Origin of the sequence: Citrobacter sp. RHBSTW-00570 (genome assembly GCF_013739755.1) — a bacterium.
GTDB classification, from domain to species: Bacteria; Pseudomonadota; Gammaproteobacteria; order Enterobacterales; family Enterobacteriaceae; genus Citrobacter; species Citrobacter braakii.
Window position 1 is genome coordinate 4397274 of the sequence record NZ_CP056399.1, and the last position, 20815, is coordinate 4418088.

The following is a 20815-nucleotide window of genomic DNA, read 5'->3' on the forward strand; positions in this document are numbered from 1 at the left end:
GTTTCCTAGTTTTCAATGAGCTAGCTTAGTGTTCGTGCATCTGTATATATTTATGAAAGCAGAAAATAAAATTATCCGCAGCTTTCTTTAATATCTTTGGACATTCATCGCTAACTTGAGAAAGAGTTACAAATGGCTGAACCGATTTATTAACTCTAATAATCGCCTCTAAAAATTCATTTGACCTTTCGTCTGGCTTAACCAGCAACAATAAGTAGCGCTCGTTTTTTTGCGCTAAATCCAAAGCTGCTTGAAAATATTCAGGATAACCCAATGCATGATCATGTGTTTTGTAATCTCTCGCTAAATACTTAGTCATATTGAACACTACCGACTCAATGGAACAAAGATAGTCTAATGAGGCAATTCGGAGCTTTTCTTCAAGATTTAATTTTTCAGTGCGTTTCGCTTGTCTATCAGACAACTTGAAATTATTTTTTATCGCAAGCCATGCAATGATTGCAGGAATCGCACCAGCTATGAAAGAACCTAAAACCGTGTCCCAAGCGAAAGGTGTATCCAGTGTGATAGTTGGTAATTTATTTATAATTAGCGACTCTACAGCACCCGCAGGAAATGGAATACCTAACCAAGCCATAAAACCTCCTTTGTAAGTAGGGAGGATTTTAGCACAAGTGCAAGGCAGAGGGCACATTACCCTACAAACCACCCGCTGGTTAATCGAATGCGAGTGATGTGTCCTCTAATTCACAGTATGGCGAGTTATATTCATGACGTGAATATCAAAACTAGCATTCACAGCATAAACATCAACTTGGCGATATGGAATGATCACCCTTCAATTTCCAGGAGGCACCATGACTAATCGGTCAACAAACAACACATTAATTATTACTCATTGCCCAGCGTGCGGGCAGGTTCTGACCCTTGAGCCAATATTCGGTGGCACAAAGAATTTCACATGCCCAATCCACCGTACATTTAACCTCTCAAATACGGTGATCCAAATAGTGAATAATGACCAAAATCTCATGAGAAACCTTGGTAATCTTATAGAGCAAGGGCGCCATAACGACTTAAACCCAATTCTAATTGAACACGTTCATTAAACTAAGGTTAATAATAATTAAAAACCCGCTCAATGGCGGGTTTATGTAACTTAAGAAATATATCAAAATTAGATAAAATTACGCCTATTATGTCAATCTTTCGCATTCGTTATCTATTTTTTCAATTGATTCTGAAGACTTCAGCCAAGCAGCCGATAAAGCGGATTAGTCTAGTCGTCCTACAACAAGCTTAAGCAAACCCCAACGAGATGAGCGCGACTTGCTCCACGACTGACGAGATATTGAAATCATTCACGCAAGTTCTGCCCCGGCATATTCCTTATAAAGTTCATTACTGCGTTTTGCCGCCTCATCCTGAACAGAAATCCACACCAAGCGAACCATGTATTTAATAACTCATGAATGAAGGTTTTTACATGAAAATCTTGGAAGCTATTCCAGACATATTCGCAAATACGGACTTGGTGCTAATAATCTACATCAAATCCATAGCAATAACTTAGCCAAGCTTGCTGATGCTTTGGTAAAGATAAGAGCGCTCTACGCCATGCATACGAAGAGAACGCGTCTTCACGTAACGCCTCTACCGCATGAGCATACTGCTCACGCTGCTTTTCCAGCCCGACCATTGGGCCAAGACAGGAAACACCATCCGGGTTATTCTCAATAAAGCTACTCCATGCACTGGGAAGCTGGAGAAGGCGAATCGTGTGGCCCGTTGGCACTGTATTAAAAATGATGTGATCGAAGCTGGTCAGCAAAGAAGCGTCTGTTAGCAAGCCAGTAACAACAACCTTTATGAGCTTAAAAATTATGGGAATTGGTTCATAGAATCCCACAAAAAAATCATAATTTTTATTTTTATATTACAATGTTATTGGTTTATAAGTTTAGAATGGATGTACTTACTAACCGTCAAACAGGGCTTGATCAATGAAGGATAGAGAAATTTCATTAGAGAAGTCAGAAAGAGCACAACTTTGGCTAGAACAGTTTGATGAACAAGATCAACCCTATGCCAGTTTATTGTTGAAAAAAATTCAATGGGTTTCAAGCCATGAATTTGAGGTTAAGATCACTGCCTTAGTCGATGAAATATGCAATAAGGAAAAGGATAAAATAGCCCTGTTTGTTGAAAGAGAAGTTTTAGATGATGAAACAGTCTATTCTTTTAATACTGAGAAGCCTCAACGTGCTTTTGGCAATGCTTTCCCTCCTATATTATCTGCCATTGATAAAAGAATAGAAATTGGTAGTGAAGGGATATTAAATAATATCATCACTCGTTTCCAAAGATTAGACAGCCGAAAATACTATAATTATCCATCAGCAGAAATCATGCGTAGTAAAAGAATAAATAAAGTTGTTATACTAACTGATACAATCGGAAGCGGAAATCAATTAAATAAATATTTAAACTGTTTTTGGAACACTCCATCTATAAAAAGTTGGCTGTCATCAGGACATCTCAATGTTTATGTTGTCTGCTTTGCTGCTACAGAGTTCGGTCTGAGTCGTGTGGAACTTAACAAAACGAAACCTTCAGTTTTCTACTCAAGAATATGTCCTACAATAGACAATAGCTTCACCTATCAAGAGAGGCAAAAAATATATGAAATTTGCAACAAATATAACCCTCTAAATAAACAAACAAAAACAACCAGTTTTTTAGGATATGGTGGTGTATCTTCTTTGATATGCTATTCTCATGGATTACCTAATAATGCTCCGCTAATATTATATAAAAGATCAGCTACATGGAAGCCATTTTTTCGTGGGCGAGCGACAAATGATGTCATTGCGGAACTTCCTAGTAGTATATCCAATATTAATGAAAAAGAATATTTGAGGGTGATGGGAGAAAAGAGGCTTTCTGCTTCCAAAAAATTAGCAACACTTGATGGGGAAGCAAAAAAAACCATTCTATTACTAGCTGCTTTGAACAAGTCACCACGAAGTAATAGTGCTATAGCTAGCCGGAGTGGTCTATCTTCTAATGAGGTTTGCACAATGCTTACGAAATTAATATATTTAGAATGGGTCGATTCAAAACGTAGAATCACAGATGAAGGGCGTTTTTTATTGTCTTATCTAAGAAAAGAGAATAAAAAACTGTTTAGTGAAAAAACACTTCCAGCTTCAGAAAAAATATATTACTATCCTAAGACGTTGAGAGGACCATCATAATGTTTTATTTAGCGTCTTCACAAGTGACACCATTCACTTGTCCAGTAACTACAAAGTGTAAACTGGGGGCCGTATACTTTACGTGCTCATGGAATAGCTCTCGCATTAGTGTAAGCGGGATCGACGCAATACCGACGATGTCGGGTGAAACGCAGACTTATCTATTGCGCCGATCCCCCTCACCCCTTCGGGGCCAAAGTAAATGAGACACCGGTGGTCCCCTCAACGCTTCCAGGCAGGCGCGAAAAATCAAGGTATCGATCAGAATACTATTGAACATGCTATAAAACATGCAAAGAATATAATTCAGCATGGTAAATATATTTTACCTATTTTTACCCTTAGAAATTTATCTTTCTTAGCTGGTGTCGAATACTCATTCTTAAGAGAGATAGTTAGTAGAGAGTATATACATCCTTATCGTTTTTTCTATATTAGAAAAAAAGGAAGGAATCGTAGAAGAAAAATATGCATTCCTAATCCACAATTATGCAAAGTTCAAAGATTTCTGCATAAAGAAGTCCTCCAGGAATTTCAGGTACATCCAGCATGCTTTGCATATATTCCTGACTCATCGATTGCGGATGCTGCAAGTGTTCACGTTGAAAGCAAATGGTTATTGAAGTTAGATATAATTAATTTTTTTGACTCTATATCTGAAATTTCTGTTTATCGTGCGTTTAGGGCGAATGGATTCCCGGCGCTTATTTCGTTTGAAATGACCAGAATTTGCACTTGGCTTAGTCTTAGAAATCCTCACGAAATTGATTCAAGATGGAAAATTGACCATCGGCACAACTATAAAATTTATCATCGTTCCAACATTTCAGAAATGGGTAGCCTTCCTCAAGGAGCTCCCAGCAGCCCAATGCTATCAAACATTGTATGTTTCAAATTAGATGAAACTTTAGAAGAATTAGCAGTTGAAAATGGGCTAAGGTATACCAGATATTCTGATGACCTCACATTTTCGACAAACTCCATTAACTTTAATAGAAAAAGTGCCACACTCTTTATAAGCAAGGTTTTTTCAATTTTAAAAAGCTATGGTTTTGAACCAAACAAAACAAAAACAGAAATCATCCCCCCTGGTTCCAAAAAGGTTGTTTTAGGCTTAAATGTTGATAAAAAAAATGTGAGTTTAGATAAAAATGTAAAGTACAAAATTAAACAACACATTCATTTTTGTTTGCATTCTGATGTAGGACCGATTAATCATGCAAAAAGAAAAGGGTTTTCTTCTGTTATTGGTTTTAGAAACCATCTCAAAGGATTAATCAATTATGCAAAAAGTATTGAACCTGAATTCGGAGAGAAAATGACAAGTCTTTATAAAAAAATAAAATGGCCGTTAGATATATAAGAACACAGTATTCATTGTAATTTTTGATAGTTAAAGCCTGCAAAATCAGGCTTTAACTTATTTTAAATAACCCCAATCTTGTTGATTTATTAAAACATTCACCACCAATTGTACATTCAATCCAGAGACACTCAAAAACTATATTTTCAGTTTGAAAGGTCATCTATGACACATTTGTAATATCTAAACCTTCTAATATTACCAATATAATCCCACATACCACTGCATCATCTCCCTCCTCCCCTCAAGATATTGAGCATTGTCATACGTTCCACGAATTGAGTTCTTATCGATGTGAGCCAGTTGTAGCTCGATCCAAACCGATTTAAATCCCTGCTCATGCAAAATGATACTCATCGTGTGACGGAATCCATCCCCCCTAACACGCCTTACGTAACATATGTGCTTCACTACCACATTGAAAATGTTGAGTACAATCATGAGATGAGCGCCGTCGAATCAAAACCTCATTGAATTTCAATGAAAACTGACATCCATGATACAAAAACATCATGAATTCATTGACATAAATTGCTACTCGCTGAGATCATATAGCAAACCGCTCCTGAGTGAGGAATGAGCAATGGCAGTGAGTATCGCGGAATATTTAGGCCAAAGAACAGACGTGGAACACCAGATTGTCCCAGTTTCAAAAGGTACGCTGGCGCAATGCCCTTTTATGGATCGTACCTGTGACAAAGTAAGTAAAAATAATCATCCTGTTTGCTCTGTCCGTAAACCAGACGGCACAATTTGGATCGTTTGTGAACATAGACTTTGTTCTACCCGCCAAAAAAAAACAATCATATCAGGCGAGCGTACACAACAAGTTGACAATGTCTTAGTTGAACATCAGAGAGACATTTTGCGGAAAGTAGCAAAACTGATTTATCAGGATCCTGAACTGCAAGATTCAGAGATTGGCGTAAAAAGAGAAGTCAACATTCCTTTACCAGATTCAGATAATAGCTACCACGCAGACTACGTGATGAGGAACTTTTCCGGTCGAGGAAGAGTTGACGAAGTACTCCTAGAAATGCAAGGAGGCGGAGAAACGAGTAGCACAGGTGCCATTACTCGCCATATTGCCGCTTGGGCTGATCTCGAATTTCCAACAAATGAAATTCTAAGAAGACCAGTAGCAGCAAATACTATCGAAACCAACGCATGGAGACGACAACAAGAACAATTTCTTGTGAAAGGGAATGTTGTTGATCAAACTGGTGGGAAAATCGTTTTTGCTGTAGGTAGCTTACTCTATGACTATTTACACAGACGTTTTAGGAATGCAAATCTCAGGGATCTGAAAGCCCATAACTGGACATTATGTATTTTAGCTTTCAAGGAAGATACATCGGATGAACCACATCCAGGTCCGATTCCGTTGATCATTGATGACTCAAAAACATTATTCACCAACTATTCAACATTTGTAAGATTTCTAACAGATCAGGGCGCACCACGCCCTGAACTATTTGAAGGATCATTTTTACGTTTAGATAATAGTACTGTTACGATAATGCCTCGTTGAGCATCTGCTGATCTACAAGGACAATTCTTTTTCCTATCCATTCAACAATAGGGACCGCGACAGCGTTCCCTACTGCTCTGAATCGATTAGAGTCCAGTTCTCTGGAAATCCCTGCAGACGCTCGTACTCGGAAGGCAGCATCCGGCGCACATACAGCATCTGAACTTCCTCTTGAGTCAAGGGTGTAGGTTTCTCCGTCGTTCCTGTATCCTTTTGCTTGAGGTCCTGCGGTTGCTTTTCGTCCAATACTTGCATGCTGGATAGAATAGATATCTGCTTTTGATAGGCCTGTATCAGAGGTTCCGGAAGCATTTGCCCTCTCTCCTTGGCCCTGTTTATCAACGATTCTAGTTGCTCCGGGTTCAAAAAGGACTCGAGCGGAGCGCATGTCTCCAAGACTTGCGACAATGTACACTCTTCTTCTACGCTGGGGTGTTCCAAAGTATTTTGCATCCAATACTCTCCACGAAACGCCATACCCGAGTTCGACCAACGTATCGATGACAACTTTGAAGTCTTGTCCATTGTGGCTGTTGAGCAGTCCGGGAACATTTTCAATAACAAGCCATTCAGGTTTTCTTTCTTCGATGAGTTTTGCATATGTATAAAATAAGCCGCTTCGGGCTCCCTCTAGACCTTTCCGTTTTCCTTGGTTAGCTGACGACACATCCTGGCAAGGAAAACCACCACACCAAACACTGCTTTCTGGAATCTCATCAGCATTCAGTTGTGTAATATCAGTATGTAATGGTACATTTGACCAATTCTTTCTAAGTACTTTCTGGCAAAACTTATTGATTTCGCATTGGAAAACAACTTCCATCCCTGCTTTCTCAAGACCAAGATCGAATCCACCAATCCCTGCGAAAAACGAGGATACCTTGTACTGCTTCAGTGGTTTCTTTTTCATATCGACTTTTTCATCACTTTTTGATCCGAAGATCCTAACGGAAACCAGTCCCGATGGCCACCTTTTTTTCTAACTAAGGCCAGTTCCTTGGTATCCAGGCATTGATTATGAAACAAACTAACTGTAATTATATACAGTGTATTTTAAATTCCAACAAAAGTGTGCTTCTTTGCGAATAGTCTTCCAATTTAACTATGCTTTCGCATAGTCAAACGGGCTAATCCCCTTCTCCCTATTCACATCTAGATAATCCGCCCACCATTGCAACATCAATCGTCTCTCATCCAAATGTTCCGCCTTATGAATATAAGCCGCCCGCACAGAGTTACGCTCCATATGGCTCATCTGCCGTTCAACTGCATCTCTCGACCACAATCCAGATTCAATCAACGAGCTACATGCCATGGTCCTGAAGCCATGACCGCAAACCTCAATCTTAGTGTCATATCCCATCACGCGCAGCGCCTTGTTCACTGTATTTTCACTCATCGGTTTACAAGGATTGTGATCTCCAACGAAAACAAAATCTCGCTCGCCACTAAGCTTGTGAACCTGTTTAAGGATTACCAGAGCCTGACGAGAAAGCGGCACTAAATGAGGAGTACGCATTTTCGAGCCACGTTCCGAATGCTTCACTCCTTCAATAGCTTCTCGTCCAGCCGGTATTGTCCACATTGCCGTTTCAAAATCTATTTCAGACCAGCGCGCAAAACGCAGTTCACTTGAACGAATGAAGATTAACAAGGTGAGTTCAACAGCCAGACGAGTTAAAGGGCGTCCCGTGTAACTGTCAATTCGGCGGAGTAGTTCAGGTAGGCGTTTCAGCTCAAGTGCTGGACGATGAACACGGTTACTGGAAGCAACTGCTCCAGCCATCTCTTGGGCCGGATTGTAATCAATCAGGCCACTTTGAACAGCATACCGCATGATGGCAGTCGTTCGTTGCTGAAGACGAGAAGCAACTTCAAGGCGGCCTGTTGCTTCGACAACTTTAATGGGTGTAAGCAGATCGCGAGTTTTTAGCTCTTCAATACTACGCTTGCCTATTGCAGGGAACAGATTGTCTTCCAGGCTCTTCAGTACGCGTCGACTGTGCTCCTCTGACCACTTCTTGTTAGCGGCATGCCACTCTCTCGCAACAGACTCAAAAGTGACTGCCTCTTTTGCCAACTCTTCTTTAACCACCTGCTTATGTTTACGCGGATCAATACCAGCAGCAACCAGCCTCCTAGCTTCATCTCGCTTCTTACGAGCATCAGCTAAAGAGATTTCAGGATAAACGCCAAACGCTATAACATGCTGATCACCACCAAAGCGAAAGCGATGCCGCCAATATTTTGACCCGTTGGGGTGGATTAATAAAAACAAGCCATCTCCATCAAGAAGTGTGTACTGTTTTTCCCGTGGTTTTGCAGAACGCACTTTGATATCTGTCAGAGCCATAAAAGTTCTCCTTCCATGTGCCGCTGTGAGTATACAACCATTATCGAACCAGCATATATACTCGGTTCTATACTCACAAGCGACTTGATGTGGGTTGACTCAGATTGACTTCTGTTGAAAGGAAAATCGCGGAAAGCCTTGCAGATACTGGATTTCAGGCACAAAAAAAGACGTCCGTTGACGTCTATTGATGTTCCGATGGTGCCGAAGGCCGGACTCGAACCGGCACGTATTTCTACGGTTGATTTTGAATCAACTGCGTCTACCGATTTCGCCACTCCGGCACGGAAGGGATGCGGAAAACGTTGTGGATTATACCTGTCATGCGCCACCATGCAAGCACCAGCGTGTGCCTGACTCGCTAAGTGTTGAAAATTTCAGCATTCCCTTTCTCACCTGCAACCATCGTCACAGTTTGCCCCCTTATTAATCCCCCCTTCTGCGAAGCGTCCCGTTTCCCCATGCTCTACACTTCCAGTTCAACACCACACTGAGGGAAACACGATGTCGATGATAAAAAGCTACGCCGCAAAAGCGGCGGGCAGCGAACTCGAACTCTATGAATATGATGCGGGCGAGCTTAAGCCGGAAGATGTCGAAGTCCAGGTCGATTACTGCGGTATCTGCCATTCCGATTTGTCGATGATCGACAACGAATGGGGGTTCTCTCAGTATCCACTGGTTGCCGGGCATGAGGTGATTGGTCGCGTGGCGGCGCTCGGCAGCGCGGCGCAAGATAAAGGTCTGAAGGTTGGTCAGCGTGTCGGCATTGGCTGGACGGCGCGCAGCTGCGGGCATTGCGACGCCTGTATCAGCGGCAATCAGATTAACTGCCTGGAAGGTTCCGTTCCCACTATTCTCAATCGCGGTGGCTTTGCCGAGAAGCTGCGGGCCGACTGGCAGTGGGTGATCCCGCTGCCGGAAAGCATCGATCTGGCGGCGGCAGGTCCCTTGCTGTGCGGCGGTATCACGGTGTTCAAACCGCTGCTGATGCACCATATCACCGCCACCAGTCGCGTTGGGGTGATCGGCATCGGCGGCCTGGGGCATATCGCCATTAAGCTGTTACACGCGATGGGTTGCGAAGTGACTGCGTTCAGCTCCAATCCGGCGAAAGAGCAGGAAGTGCTGGCGATGGGGGCGGATAAGGTGGTTAACAGCCGCGATCCGGATGCGCTAAAAGCGCTGGCGGGCCAGTTCGATCTCATTATTAACACGGTTAACGTCGATCTCGACTGGCAGCCTTATTTTGAAGCACTGGCCTACGGCGGTAACTTCCATACCGTCGGCGCGGTGCTGAAGCCGCTACCGGTGCCAGCGTTCACCTTAATTGCCGGCGATCGCAGCATCTCCGGTTCAGCAACCGGTACGCCGTTCGAACTACGCAAGCTGATGAAGTTTGCCGGGCGCAGCAAGGTGTCGCCCACCACCGAACTGTACCCGATGTCGCGAATTAACGAAGCTATCCAGCACGTGCGTGACGGCAAAGCCCGCTACCGCGTGGTGCTGAAAGCCGACTTCTGATGCAAGGCTCAGTCCCGCAAGGGGCTGGGCTTATTGCCCGTTACGAAACGCGAGCACCGCCTGGCGGCACTGTTCCGTCACATGCTCGATGTCATGGTTCACGTCGATGCGGGCAATATCACGTTCGTCCTCCTGCGGGCACTCCAGCGCATCGAACTGGCTTTTTAGTAATCCCACCGGCATAAAATGCCCTGCCCGGCGCTGCATGCGCGCCAGAATGGTCTCGTAATCGCCGTCCAGCCACAAAAAATGCACATTCGGACTGCCCTGCCGCAATATATCGCGATACTGTTTTTTTAATGACGAGCAGACAATAAACCCGGTCTCATTCTTTTTATATAAACTGTATGAAGCGTCATTTAATCGCGCTAACCACGGTAGTCGGTCTTCATCGGTTAATGGAATACCTTCAGACATTTTATCAATATTTTTGGCCGGATGGAGATCGTCACCATCAATGAATTTAGCCGATAATACCGCAGCAATTTTGCTGCCAATTAAAGATTTACCGCTACCCGAAACGCCCATCAAAATATAACTTTCCCCGGCCATTGAAAAAACTCCAGATTCATATTCCATGACGCGATACTACGCCTTCCACATTGCAGAATTCACCTTTTTTCGGCGCGGCTGAGCAGATTTACAAGGCGCATCACGTTATGCGTAACATTGTAGTGTAACAATTTTCCAGCGTGATCTTTATCACAAATAATAACAATCAAAACCGTTTAAATGCTGCCGAGGTTACTACCTGACCAGTGAGGCATTTATGCAAGTCAAAACCCAATCCTGCGTTGTCGCGGGTAAGAAAACTGTTGCCATTACCGACCAAAATATTGAATGGAATAATAAAGGAACGCTGGTACAAATTACCCGCGGCGGAATTTGTGGTTCCGACTTACATTATTATCAGGAAGGAAAAGTCGGTAATTTTACCGTTAAAGCACCGATGATTTTAGGCCATGAAGTTATTGGTAAAGTGGTGCACAGCGACTCAAAAGAATTACATGAAGGTCAGTCGGTGGCTATTAATCCGTCGAAGCCCTGTGGCCACTGTAAATACTGTCTGCAGCACGAAGAAAACCAGTGCACGGAAATGCGCTTTTTTGGCAGCGCCATGTATTTTCCCCACGTTGACGGCGGCTTTACCCGATTTAAAACCGTCGATACCGCGCAGTGCATCCCCTACCCCCAGCACGCCGATGAAAAAGTCATGGCCTTTGCCGAACCGCTGGCAGTCGCGATCCACGCCGCACATGAAGCAGGAGACCTGCAGGGCAAGCGCGTGTTTATCTCCGGCGTGGGGCCTATCGGCTGCCTGATCGTCAGCGCGGTGAAAACGCTCGGCGCAGCAGAAATTGTCTGTGCTGATATCAGCCCGCGCTCGCTGTCGCTTGCCCAGCAGATGGGTGCTGACACGCTGATTAACCCGCAGCAGGACTCACTCGATGAGTGGAAAAAAGAGAAAGGCTACTTCGACGTCAGCTTCGAAGTCTCCGGTCATCCGTCCTCAATCACCACCTGCCTGGAGGTCACCCGCGCGAAAGGCGTGATGGTGCAGGTCGGCATGGGCGGCGCGGTGCCGGACTTCCCGATGATGATGCTGATCGGCAAAGAGATCGCGCTCAAAGGCTCGTTCCGCTTTACCACCGAGTTCAACACCGCGGTGTCGTGGCTGGCGAATAACGTTATCGATCCACTGCCGTTACTCAGCGCTGAATATCCGTTTACCGAGCTTGAACAGGCGCTGATCTTTGCCGGGGATAAAACCCAGGCGGCGAAAGTCCAGCTCGTTTTTGCTGAAACAAAATAAGGAAGAACATAATGAACGATCTTTTTTCACTGGATGGAAAAAATATTCTGATCACCGGTTCGGCCCAGGGTATTGGTTATTTACTGGCGACCGGGCTGGGTAAATATGGCGCGCAGATTATCGTCAATGATATTACGCCGGAGCGCGCAGAGGCTGCCGTCGCCAAACTGCAACAGGAAGGGATCCGCGCCGTTGCCGCGCCGTTTAATGTTACGCAGAAACAGGACATTGATGCCGCCATCGACCATATCGAAAAAGACATTGGCCCAATCGATGTACTGGTGAATAACGCCGGTATTCAGCGCCGCCATCCGTTTACCGAGTTCCCGGAGCAGGACTGGAACGATGTGATTGCCGTTAACCAGACGGCGGTGTTCCTGGTCTCGCAGGCAGTAACGCGTCGCATGGTGGAACGTCAGGCCGGGAAGGTCATCAACATCTGCTCCATGCAGAGCGAACTGGGCCGCGACACCATCACGCCGTATGCCGCCTCGAAAGGCGCGGTGAAAATGCTCACCCGCGGTATGTGCGTTGAGCTGGCACGCCACAATATCCAGGTCAACGGTATCGCACCGGGCTACTTCAAAACCGAGATGACCAAAGCGCTGGTCGAGGATGAAGCCTTCACCGCCTGGCTGTGCAAACGTACGCCAGCCGCGCGCTGGGGCGATCCGCAGGAGCTGATTGGCGCGGCGGTCTTCCTCTCTTCCAAAGCATCCGATTTTGTTAACGGGCACCTGTTGTTTGTCGATGGCGGCATGCTGGTCGCCGTCTGATGCAACACAACGCAACATCACGCAGCGCCCAGGCGCTGCATTTTTGGCCACCCCTAAATAATTCGAGTTGCGGGACGGCGGCAAGTGAATGAACCCGATGAGCTTACTTGAGTAAGTGATTCGGGTGAGTGAGCGTAGCCAACACACCTGCAACTTGAAGTATGACGGGGATATAAGAGAAACGATTATGCCATTAATAATAATTGCGGCAGGCGTCGCGCTGCTCCTGGTCCTGATGATTGGTTTTAAAGTTAACGGCTTTATTGCTCTGGTCCTGGTGGCGGCGGTCGTCGGTTTTGCCGAAGGGATGGATGCCCAGGCCGTTTTGCATTCAATACAAAATGGGATCGGCGGGACGCTCGGCGGTCTGGCGATGATCCTTGGCTTCGGTGCAATGCTCGGTAAGCTGATTTCCGATACCGGCGCGGCTCAGCGCATCGCCACCACGCTGATTGGCACGTTTGGTAAGAAACGCGTGCAGTGGGCGCTGGTGATCACCGGACTGGTGGTAGGTCTGGCGATGTTTTTCGAAGTCGGCTTTGTTCTGCTGCTGCCGCTGGTGTTTACGGTGGTGGCCTCTTCCGGCCTGCCGCTGCTGTATGTTGGCGTCCCGATGGTAGCTGCGCTGTCCGTGACCCACTGTTTTCTGCCACCGCATCCGGGGCCGACCGCGATTGCCACCATTTTCGAGGCTAATCTCGGCACTACCCTGCTGTACGGCTTTATTATTACTATCCCGACGGTGATTGTTGCCGGGCCGCTGTTTTCTAAGCTGCTGACCCGCTTTGAGAAAGCGCCGCCGGAAGGGTTATTCAACCCGCATCTGTTCACCGAAGAAGAGATGCCGTCATTCTGGAACAGTATCTTTGCCGCGGTAATCCCGGTCATACTGATGGCGGTCGCCGCAGTGTGCGAAATCACGCTGCCGAAAACCAACAGCGTACGGGTGTTCTTTGAGTTTATCGGTAACCCTGCGGTCGCGTTGTTTATCGCTATCGTACTCGCCATTTTTACCCTTGGTCGACGTAACGGACGTACGATCGAGCAAATTATGGATATCATTGGCGACTCTATCGGTGCGATTGCGATGATTGTGTTTATCATCGCCGGGGGCGGCGCGTTTAAGCAGGTTCTGGTCGACAGCGGCGTGGGGCAATATATCTCGCACCTGATGACCGGCACGTCGCTTTCTCCGCTGCTGATGTGCTGGACGGTCGCCGCCTTGCTGCGTATCGCGCTCGGTTCAGCCACCGTGGCGGCGATCACCACCGCAGGCGTGGTACTGCCGATTATTAACGTCACCCACGCCGACCCGGCGCTGATGGTGCTGGCTACCGGCGCGGGCAGCGTGATTGCCTCCCACGTTAACGATCCGGGATTCTGGCTGTTTAAAGGCTATTTTAATCTCAGCGTCGGGGAAACGTTGCGTACCTGGACGGTAATGGAGACGCTGATTTCCATTATGGGGCTGCTGGGGGTTCTGGCGCTGAACGCCATTCTGCATTAAGACGGTCATCACCGGGGAGCACAGATCCGCGCTCCCCGGCACTGGAGAGAAAATGAGGAACCACAGAATTTCTTTGCAAGACATCGCCACGCTGGCGGGCGTGACCAAAATGACGGTGAGCCGCTACATTCGCTCGCCAAAAAAGGTCGCAAAGGAAACCGGTGAACGCATCGCGCAGATTATGGAGGAGATTAATTACATCCCCAACCGCGCGCCCGCGATGCTGCTGAATGCGCAAAGCTATACGCTTGGCGTGCTGATCCCCTCGTTTCAAAACCAGCTGTTCGCTGACATTCTGGCCGGCATTGAGTCGGTCACCTCGGACCATAACTATCAGACGCTGATCGCTAACTACAATTACGACCGGGAATCCGAGGAAGAGTCGGTGATCAATCTGCTGTCATACAATATCGACGGCATTATCCTGTCCGAGAAATATCACACCCTGCGTACGGTGAAGTTTCTGCGTTCAGCCAACATTCCGGTGGTGGAGCTGATGGATATTCAGGGCGATCGTCTGGACATGGAAGTGGGCTTCGATAACCGTCAGGCGGCATTTGATATGGTCAGCACCATGCTGGATAAACGCCAGCGGCGCAAAATCCTCTATCTCGGTTCGAAAGACGACGTCCGCGATGAACAGCGCTATCGCGGCTATTGCGATGCCATGACGCGCCGGGGTCTGGTGCCGCTGCGCGTCAATCCGCGTTCTATTTCGTCCATCCATCTCGGCACCCAGATGATGCGGGACGCGCTCGCCGCGCATCCGGATTTAGACGGCGTTTTTTGCACCAACGACGATATTGCGATGGGCGCGCTGCTGCTGTGCCGCGAGCGCGATCTGGCCGTTCCGGAACAGATCTCGATTGCCGGTTTCCACGGGCTGGAAATGGGCAGGCAGATGATCCCAAGCCTCGCCAGCGTGATCACCCCGCGTTTTGACATTGGCCGCATGGCAGCGCAGATGTTGCTGAGCAAAATCAAGAACAACGACCATAACCACAACACCGTGGATTTGGGGTACCAGATTTATCACGGCAATACGCTTTAAGTCATTTTCTCTGGCCATCGCATACTCTCTTTGATGGACATTGCCTATACTCCAGGCAAGATAAATGGAGGAAATCTCAATGAGCACACCCCTGCTAATTGCCCGCACGCCGGACACCGAACTGTTTTTACTGCCAGGCATGGCCAACCGTCACGGACTGATTACCGGCGCGACCGGGACCGGTAAAACCGTCACGCTACAGAAGCTGGCCGAATCGCTGTCTGAAATTGGCGTACCGGTATTTATGGCCGATGTGAAAGGCGACTTAACCGGCGTGGCCGAGGAAGGGCAGGCCTCTGAAAAGCTGCTCGCCCGCCTGAAAAATATCGGCATTACCGACTGGCAACCGCATGCTAATCCGGTCACGGTGTGGGATATCTTCGGCGAAAAAGGTCACCCCGTGCGGGCCACGGTATCTGACCTCGGCCCGCTGCTGCTGGCCCGTTTGCTGAACCTCAACGACGTACAGTCCGGCGTGCTGGATATTATCTTCCGCATTGCTGATGACCAGGGCCTGCTGCTGCTCGATTTCAAAGACCTGCGAGCCATTACCCAGTACATCGGCGATAACGCCAAATCCTTCCAGAATCAGTATGGCAATATCAGCAGCGCCTCGGTCGGGGCAATCCAGCGTGGACTGCTGTCGCTGGAGCAACAGGGGGCGGCGCACTTCTTTGGCGAACCGATGCTGGACATCAAAGACTGGATGCGAACTGACGCCAGCGGCAAAGGGATGATCAACATCCTCAGCGCAGAGAAGCTCTACCAGATGCCCAAACTGTACGCCGCCAGCCTGCTGTGGATGCTCTCCGAACTGTACGAACAGCTGCCGGAAGCAGGCGATCTGGAGAAGCCAAAACTGGTGTTCTTCTTCGATGAAGCTCACCTGCTGTTCAACGACGCCCCGCAGGTGCTGCTGGATAAAATCGAACAGGTGATCCGCCTGATCCGCTCGAAAGGGGTCGGCGTGTGGTTCGTCTCGCAAAACCCGTCAGATATTCCGGACAACGTGCTCGGTCAGTTGGGGAACCGCGTGCAGCACGCCCTGCGCGCGTTTACACCGAAGGATCAGAAAGCGGTGAAAACCGCCGCGCAAACCATGCGCGCCAACCCGGCATTTGATACCGAAAAAGCCATTCAGGAACTGGGAACCGGCGAGGCGCTGGTGTCGTTTCTGGACGCTAAAGGCAGCCCGTCTGTGGTTGAACGAGCAATGGTGATTGCGCCGTGCTCGCGGATGGGACCAGTGACGGATGACGAGCGTAACGGGCTGATCAATCACTCCTCGCTGTACGGTAAATATGAAGAACAGGTCGACCGCGAGTCCGCCTATGAGCGTTTACAGCAAGGCGTGCAGGCCAGCACCGAGCAGCAAAATACACCTCCCGCCAACGGTAAAGCGATCGATGTGGACGGCGGTATTCTCGGTGGATTGAAGGATATTCTGTTTGGCAGCACCGGACCGCGCGGCGGCAAGCGCGATGGCGTGGTACAGAGCGTGGCGAAGAGCGCGGCGCGACAGGTCACCAATCAGATAATCCGCGGCATGTTGGGGAGTTTGATGGGCGGGAGAAAACGCTAGCAGGAAGGCGCCCCTCCCGCACAGCGGGAGGGGCGAATATCAGGACTTACGCAGCATCAGCCACAGGCTTATCAGGAAGAAGCTGGCGCTTGGCAGCAACGCGCCGATAATCGGCGGAATGCCGTACACCAGCGTCAGCGGGCCAAAGATTTGGTCCAGCACATAGAACACAAAGCCGAAGCTAATCCCTGTCACCACTCGCACGCCCATCGGGACGCTACGCAGCGGACCAAAGATAAACGACAGCGCCATCAGCATCATTACCGCCACAGACAGCGGCTGGAAGACTTTGCTCCACATATTGAGCTGGTAGCGTCCGGCGTCCTGGCCGCTCGACTTCAGGTACTTCACGTAGTTATGCAGACCACTAATCGAGAGCGCATCAGGATCCAACGCCACGACGCCGAGCTTGTCGGGTGTAAGGTTGGTTTTCCAGGTGCCGCTCACCGTCTGCGAGCCGGTGATTTGCTTCGGATCGGTCAGGTTGGATTCATCCACCTGCGACAAACGCCAGACCTTCTGCTCCGGGTCAAACGTCGCGCTTGCGGCATAGCGAACGGACTGCAGACGGCGCTTGTCGTTAAAGGAGTAGATGCTAATTCCGCCTAACTCGGCGTCACCTTTCACCCGCTCGATGTAGACAAAGCTGTCGCCATCTTTCGCCCACAAACCTTGCTGGGTCGAGAGCAGCGAGCCGCCGTACATCTGCTGCGCACGGTAGTTACGCGCCATCTGTTCGCCCTGCGGCGCCACCCATTCGCCGATGGCCATCGTCAGCAACACCAGCGGAATCGCGGTTTTCATCACCGACAACGCCACCTGCATGCGGGTAAAGCCAGAAGCCTGCATGACCACCAGTTCACTGCGCTGCGCCAGCATGCCCAGCCCCAGCAAAGCACCCAGCAGCGCCGCCATCGGGAAGAAGATCTGGATATCTTTCGGCGCGCTGAGCAGGGTATACAGCCCGGCGCCCATCGCATCGTAGCTCCCCTGCCCGGCTTTTTTCAGCTGGTCGACAAACTTGATGATCCCGGAGAGCGACACCAGCATGAACAACGTCATCATGATGGTGGTGAAAATGGTTTTACCGATATAGCGGTCAAGTACACCAAAAGGCTGCATTATACCGCTCCTTTACGCATAAAACGGGCACGTAAGCGGCGCATCGGCACCGTATCCCAGAGGTTAAGCACAATCGCCAGCGCCAGATACGCCAGGTTAACCGTCCACATCCAGAACACCGGATCCAGCTTACCTTTGCCGCCGTTCGACTTCAGCGATGTCTGAACCAGGAAGAACAGCAAATAAAGCAGCATTGCTGGCAGCATGGACAGTACGCGACCCTGACGCGGGTTAACCACGCTCAGCGGTACAACCATCAGCGCCATCATAAATACGGTGAATACTAACGTGATACGCCAGGTCAGCTCCGCACGGGCGCGATCGGTGTCGGTCGTCCATAGCGTACGCATGGTCATCTGGTCGGTATCGTTTGGATCCAGCGCCACGGCCTGATGACCGATAATCGCCTGATAATTCTGGAAGTCGGTAATGCGGAAATCGCGCAGCAGCGCGGTCCCTTCAAAACGCGTCCCCTGGTTCAGCGTCACGACCTGAGAGCCATCGCGCAATTGGGTAAGATGACCGGAGTCCGCTACCACCACCGAAGGACGGGCGTTACCTTTCGGGCGGATTTGCGCGAGGAACACATCATTGAAGTTACTGCCGTCAACGCTTTCGATAAACAGCACCGAGCCGCCGTTAGTCGCCTGCTGGAATTGCCCCTGAGCAAGCGCCGCCATACCGGGGTTCGCTTTCGCCTCCGCCAGGACTTCGTCCTGATGTCTGGAGGACCACGGTCCGGCCCACATCACGTTGACCGCCGCAATAATACTGGTAAACAGCGCCAGCACCATCGCCGCTTTCACTAAGACAGCCTTGCTCAGCCCGCAGGCGTGCATGACCGTAATTTCACTTTCGGTATACAGTTTGCCCAGCGTCATCAGCAGCCCGAGGAACAGGCTTAATGGCAAGATAAGTTGCGCCATTTCTGGCACGCCCAGCCCCAGCAGCGAGAGCACCAGATTCGCCGGGATATCACCGTCAACCGCCGCACCAAGGATCCTGACTAACTTTTGACAAAAGAAGATCAAAAGCAGGATGAATAGGATCGCAAGTTGGCTTTTGAGCGTTTCCCGAACCAGATATCTTATGATTATCACTTTAAATACGCCCGTAAAAACCCGTCTTTTGCCGGAATTTAGCTTGTTTCATGGCTTAAACGTCATTTATTCTCTTGAGTCGTCGAAATCGTCGCTAAGATCATTATACTCAACGGATCCACCTCTCAGAAATTGTTCTGACGTGCCAATGCCGTAATAACGTTAAGATTAACACGAAGTCACCGCAACAGCGGGTATGAGTTACGAAAGCTTGCAATTCTATCCGTAGCCACCGCCGTTGTCTTTAAGATTCAGGAGCGTAGTGCATGGAGTTCAGTGTAAAAAGCGGTAGCCCGGAGAAACAGCGGAGTGCGTGCATCGTCGTGGGTGTCTTTGAACCACGCCGTCTCTCTCCGATTGCAGAGCAGCTCGACAAGATCAGCGACGGGTACATCAGCGCACTGCTGCGTCGTGGCGAACTGGAAGGCAAACCAGGTCAAACCCTGTTGCTGCACCATGTTCCTAACGTTCTGTCTGAGCGAATTCTCCTCATTGGTTGTGGCAAAGAGCGCGAGCTTGATGAGCGCCAGTACAAGCAGGTCATTCAGAAAACCATCAATACGCTGAATGATACTGGCTCAATGGAAGCCGTCTGCTTCCTGACTGAGCTGCACGTCAAAGGGCGCAATAACTACTGGAAAGTGCGTCAGGCCGTTGAGACGGCACAGGAAACGCTGTACAGCTTTGATCAACTGAAGACCAACAAAAGCGAGCCGCGTCGACCGCTGCGTAAAATGGTCTTCAACGTACCGACCCGCCGGGAACTGACCAGCGGTGAGCGTGCGATCCAGCACGGTCTGGCGATCGCCGCCGGCATTAAAGCGGCAAAAGATCTCGGCAACATGCCGCCGAACATCTGTAACGCCGCTTACCTTGCTTCTCAGGCGCGCCAACTGGCAGACAGCTACAGCAAAAATGTTGTAACCCGCGTGATCGGCGAGCAGCAGATGAAAGAGCTGGGCATGCACTCTTATCTGGCCGTCGGTCACGGCTCGCAGAATGAGTCGCTGATGTCGGTCATCGAGTACAAAGGCAATCCGTCCGAAGACGCGCGTCCGATCGTGCTGGTCGGTAAAGGGTTAACCTTTGACTCCGGCGGTATCTCCATCAAACCTGCCGAAGGCATGGATGAGATGAAATACGACATGTGCGGCGCGGCAGCGGTATATGGCGTGATGCGCATGGTGGCCGAGCTTCAGCTGCCAATCAACGTCGTCGGCGTGCTGGCAGGCTGCGAAAACATGCCGGGTGGCCGTGCGTATCGTCCAGGCGACGTGCTGACCACCATGTCTGGTCAGACCGTTGAAGTACTCAATACCGATGCCGAAGGCCGTCTGGTCCTGTGCGACGTATTAACCTACGTCGAGCGCTTTGAGCCAGAAGCGGTGATTGACGTCGCAACCCTGACCGGCGCGTGCGTGATTGCGCTGGGCCATCACATCACCGGACTGATGTCGAACCACAACCCGCTGGCGCATGAGCTGATCGGTGCGTCCGAACAGGCTGGCGACCGCGCGTGGCGTTTGCCGCTGGGCGATGAATACCAGGAGCAGCTAGAGTCCAACTTTGCGGATATGGCGAACATCGGCGGACGTCCTGGCGGCGCCATTACCGCGGGCTGCTTCCTGTCACGCTTTACCCGTAAGTACAACTGGGCGCACCTCGATATCGCCGGTACCGCATGGCGTTCAGGGAAAGCCAAAGGCGCAACCGGTCGTCCGGTGGCGCTGCTGTCGCAGTTCCTGCTCAATCGTGCCGGTTTTAACGGCGAAGAGTAAGGCGGTAAGCACAAGCAATAAGACCCGTAGGCCGGATAAGCGCAACGCCATCCGGCCTACGGTTGTGCATCATGGCAACGCATTTAAATTCACCAGA

The 20815-nt window shown here is 49.2% G+C and carries 17 protein-coding genes, 1 tRNA gene and 3 pseudogenes; 10 read left to right on the top strand and 11 right to left on the bottom strand.

The annotated features are described in order from the left end of the window. Window positions 1-25: 25 nt before the first annotated feature. From HV237_RS20910 to HV237_RS26235, 3 genes and pseudogenes are all read right to left on the bottom strand, one after another. A complete protein-coding gene (locus HV237_RS20910) occupies window positions 26-598 on the bottom strand; it encodes a hypothetical protein (RefSeq protein WP_181541616.1) in 573 nt (190 codons plus the stop codon). A gap of 900 nt (window positions 599-1498) precedes the next feature. Further along, a pseudogene (locus HV237_RS26230) lies at window positions 1499-1585 on the bottom strand (bacteriophage antitermination protein Q); the annotation flags it as partial. A gap of 21 nt (window positions 1586-1606) precedes the next feature. Next, window positions 1607-1816: pseudogene (locus HV237_RS26235) on the bottom strand (ArsA-related P-loop ATPase); the annotation flags it as partial. A gap of 148 nt (window positions 1817-1964) precedes the next feature. On the opposite strand from HV237_RS26235, the gene HV237_RS20920 reads away from it, so the two are divergent. Together HV237_RS20920 and HV237_RS20925 are read left to right on the top strand one after the other, a co-directional pair. Further along, on the top strand, window positions 1965-3218 hold the full coding sequence (locus HV237_RS20920) for a hypothetical protein (RefSeq protein ID WP_181541620.1): 1254 nt from the start codon (window positions 1965-1967) through the stop codon (window positions 3216-3218). A 202-nt stretch (window positions 3219-3420) separates the two neighbouring features. Then, window positions 3421-4581 (top strand): reverse transcriptase family protein, encoded by a 1161-nt coding sequence (locus HV237_RS20925; RefSeq protein WP_181541621.1) that lies wholly within the window; start codon window positions 3421-3423, stop codon window positions 4579-4581. 198 nt (window positions 4582-4779) lie between these two features. On the opposite strand, the pseudogene HV237_RS26240 reads toward HV237_RS20925, so the two are convergent. Continuing rightward, a pseudogene (locus HV237_RS26240) lies at window positions 4780-4998 on the bottom strand (integrase); the annotation flags it as partial. A gap of 166 nt (window positions 4999-5164) precedes the next feature. On the opposite strand from HV237_RS26240, the gene HV237_RS20930 reads away from it, so the two are divergent. Further along, window positions 5165-6112, top strand: coding sequence for a hypothetical protein (locus HV237_RS20930; RefSeq protein ID WP_181541623.1), 948 nt, complete (start codon window positions 5165-5167; stop codon window positions 6110-6112). Here HV237_RS20930 and dcm read toward each other — a convergent pair. The 3 genes from dcm to HV237_RS20945 all read right to left on the bottom strand — a co-directional run bounded on the left by dcm (window position 6093) and on the right by HV237_RS20945 (window position 8749). Next, a complete protein-coding gene (gene dcm, locus HV237_RS20935; protein ID WP_181541625.1) occupies window positions 6093-7022 on the bottom strand; it encodes a DNA (cytosine-5-)-methyltransferase in 930 nt (309 codons plus the stop codon). The genes HV237_RS20930 and dcm overlap by 20 nt on opposite strands. A gap of 192 nt (window positions 7023-7214) precedes the next feature. Beyond that, on the bottom strand, window positions 7215-8465 hold the full coding sequence (locus tag HV237_RS20940) for an integrase arm-type DNA-binding domain-containing protein (protein WP_181541627.1): 1251 nt from the start codon (window positions 8463-8465) through the stop codon (window positions 7215-7217). A 199-nt stretch (window positions 8466-8664) separates the two neighbouring features. Next, window positions 8665-8749: transfer RNA gene (locus HV237_RS20945), tRNA-Leu, on the bottom strand. A gap of 220 nt (window positions 8750-8969) precedes the next feature. Here HV237_RS20945 and HV237_RS20950 point away from each other — a divergent pair. Then, a complete protein-coding gene (locus HV237_RS20950; protein WP_016151513.1) occupies window positions 8970-9989 on the top strand; it encodes an NAD(P)-dependent alcohol dehydrogenase in 1020 nt (339 codons plus the stop codon). A gap of 30 nt (window positions 9990-10019) precedes the next feature. Here the strand turns inward: HV237_RS20950 and idnK are convergent, their stop codons facing one another. Continuing rightward, the gene (idnK, locus tag HV237_RS20955) at window positions 10020-10541 is read right to left on the bottom strand and encodes a gluconokinase (protein WP_047358547.1); all 522 of its coding nucleotides are present in this window, start codon (window positions 10539-10541) and stop codon (window positions 10020-10022) included. 217 nt (window positions 10542-10758) lie between these two features. Between idnK and idnD the strand changes: the two genes are divergently transcribed. The 5 genes from idnD (at window position 10759) to HV237_RS20980 (ending at window position 16718) form a co-directional block, all read left to right on the top strand. Next, a complete protein-coding gene (gene idnD, locus HV237_RS20960) occupies window positions 10759-11802 on the top strand; it encodes an L-idonate 5-dehydrogenase (protein ID WP_016155582.1) in 1044 nt (347 codons plus the stop codon). Window positions 11803-11813: 11 nt separating this feature from the next. After that, window positions 11814-12578 carry a gluconate 5-dehydrogenase gene (gene idnO / locus HV237_RS20965; protein ID WP_016151510.1) on the top strand — a complete coding sequence of 255 codons (765 nt, stop codon included), beginning with the start codon at window positions 11814-11816 and terminating at the stop codon, window positions 12576-12578. A gap of 187 nt (window positions 12579-12765) precedes the next feature. After that, complete coding sequence (gene idnT, locus HV237_RS20970) at window positions 12766-14085, top strand: gnt-II system L-idonate transporter (protein ID WP_016155581.1); 1320 nt, start codon at window positions 12766-12768, stop codon at window positions 14083-14085. Window positions 14086-14137: 52 nt separating this feature from the next. Further along, complete coding sequence (locus HV237_RS20975; RefSeq protein ID WP_047358548.1) at window positions 14138-15136, top strand: LacI family DNA-binding transcriptional regulator; 999 nt, start codon at window positions 14138-14140, stop codon at window positions 15134-15136. Between the two features lie 79 nt (window positions 15137-15215). Continuing rightward, window positions 15216-16718 carry a helicase HerA-like C-terminal domain-containing protein gene (locus tag HV237_RS20980; protein WP_029139751.1) on the top strand — a complete coding sequence of 501 codons (1503 nt, stop codon included), beginning with the start codon at window positions 15216-15218 and terminating at the stop codon, window positions 16716-16718. Window positions 16719-16757: 39 nt separating this feature from the next. Here HV237_RS20980 and lptG read toward each other — a convergent pair whose 3' ends face one another. From lptG to HV237_RS26070, 3 genes are all read right to left on the bottom strand, one after another. Continuing rightward, window positions 16758-17840: an LPS export ABC transporter permease LptG gene (lptG, locus tag HV237_RS20985; RefSeq protein WP_008786067.1), complete on the bottom strand. Its 1083-nt coding sequence runs from the start codon at window positions 17838-17840 to the stop codon at window positions 16758-16760. Further along, on the bottom strand, window positions 17840-18940 hold the full coding sequence (gene lptF / locus HV237_RS20990; protein WP_016151506.1) for an LPS export ABC transporter permease LptF: 1101 nt from the start codon (window positions 18938-18940) through the stop codon (window positions 17840-17842). Before lptF ends, lptG begins: the two co-directional genes overlap by 1 nt. A gap of 62 nt (window positions 18941-19002) precedes the next feature. Next, window positions 19003-19053, bottom strand: a complete 51-nt coding sequence (locus tag HV237_RS26070) for a hypothetical protein (RefSeq protein ID WP_212723231.1) — start codon at window positions 19051-19053, stop codon at window positions 19003-19005. Between the two features lie 153 nt (window positions 19054-19206). Here HV237_RS26070 and pepA point away from each other — a divergent pair, with 153 nt between their 5' ends. Then, window positions 19207-20718, top strand: coding sequence for a leucyl aminopeptidase (pepA, locus tag HV237_RS20995; protein ID WP_003025870.1), 1512 nt, complete (start codon window positions 19207-19209; stop codon window positions 20716-20718). Window positions 20719-20815 lie beyond the last annotated feature (97 nt).

Excerpts from the sequence above, each read along its gene's own strand:
- HV237_RS20910 (WP_181541616.1), bottom strand. The coding sequence starts at position 598 with ATGGCTTGGTTAGGTATTCCATTTCCTGCGGGTGCTGTAGAGTCGCTA.
- dcm (WP_181541625.1), bottom strand. The coding sequence starts at position 7,022 with ATGAAAAAGAAACCACTGAAGCAGTACAAGGTATCCTCGTTTTTCGCA.
- idnO (WP_016151510.1), top strand. The coding sequence starts at position 11,814 with ATGAACGATCTTTTTTCACTGGATGGAAAAAATATTCTGATCACCGGT.
- HV237_RS20975 (WP_047358548.1), top strand. The coding sequence starts at position 14,138 with ATGAGGAACCACAGAATTTCTTTGCAAGACATCGCCACGCTGGCGGGC.
- HV237_RS20925 (WP_181541621.1), top strand. The coding sequence starts at position 3,421 with ATGAGACACCGGTGGTCCCCTCAACGCTTCCAGGCAGGCGCGAAAAAT.
- idnD (WP_016155582.1), top strand. The coding sequence starts at position 10,759 with ATGCAAGTCAAAACCCAATCCTGCGTTGTCGCGGGTAAGAAAACTGTT.
- HV237_RS20940 (WP_181541627.1), bottom strand. The coding sequence starts at position 8,465 with ATGGCTCTGACAGATATCAAAGTGCGTTCTGCAAAACCACGGGAAAAA.
- pepA (WP_003025870.1), top strand. The coding sequence starts at position 19,207 with ATGGAGTTCAGTGTAAAAAGCGGTAGCCCGGAGAAACAGCGGAGTGCG.
- HV237_RS20950 (WP_016151513.1), top strand. The coding sequence starts at position 8,970 with ATGTCGATGATAAAAAGCTACGCCGCAAAAGCGGCGGGCAGCGAACTC.
- lptG (WP_008786067.1), bottom strand. The coding sequence starts at position 17,840 with ATGCAGCCTTTTGGTGTACTTGACCGCTATATCGGTAAAACCATTTTC.
- HV237_RS20980 (WP_029139751.1), top strand. The coding sequence starts at position 15,216 with ATGAGCACACCCCTGCTAATTGCCCGCACGCCGGACACCGAACTGTTT.
- HV237_RS20920 (WP_181541620.1), top strand. The coding sequence starts at position 1,965 with ATGAAGGATAGAGAAATTTCATTAGAGAAGTCAGAAAGAGCACAACTT.
- idnK (WP_047358547.1), bottom strand. The coding sequence starts at position 10,541 with ATGGCCGGGGAAAGTTATATTTTGATGGGCGTTTCGGGTAGCGGTAAA.
- HV237_RS20930 (WP_181541623.1), top strand. The coding sequence starts at position 5,165 with ATGGCAGTGAGTATCGCGGAATATTTAGGCCAAAGAACAGACGTGGAA.
- idnT (WP_016155581.1), top strand. The coding sequence starts at position 12,766 with ATGCCATTAATAATAATTGCGGCAGGCGTCGCGCTGCTCCTGGTCCTG.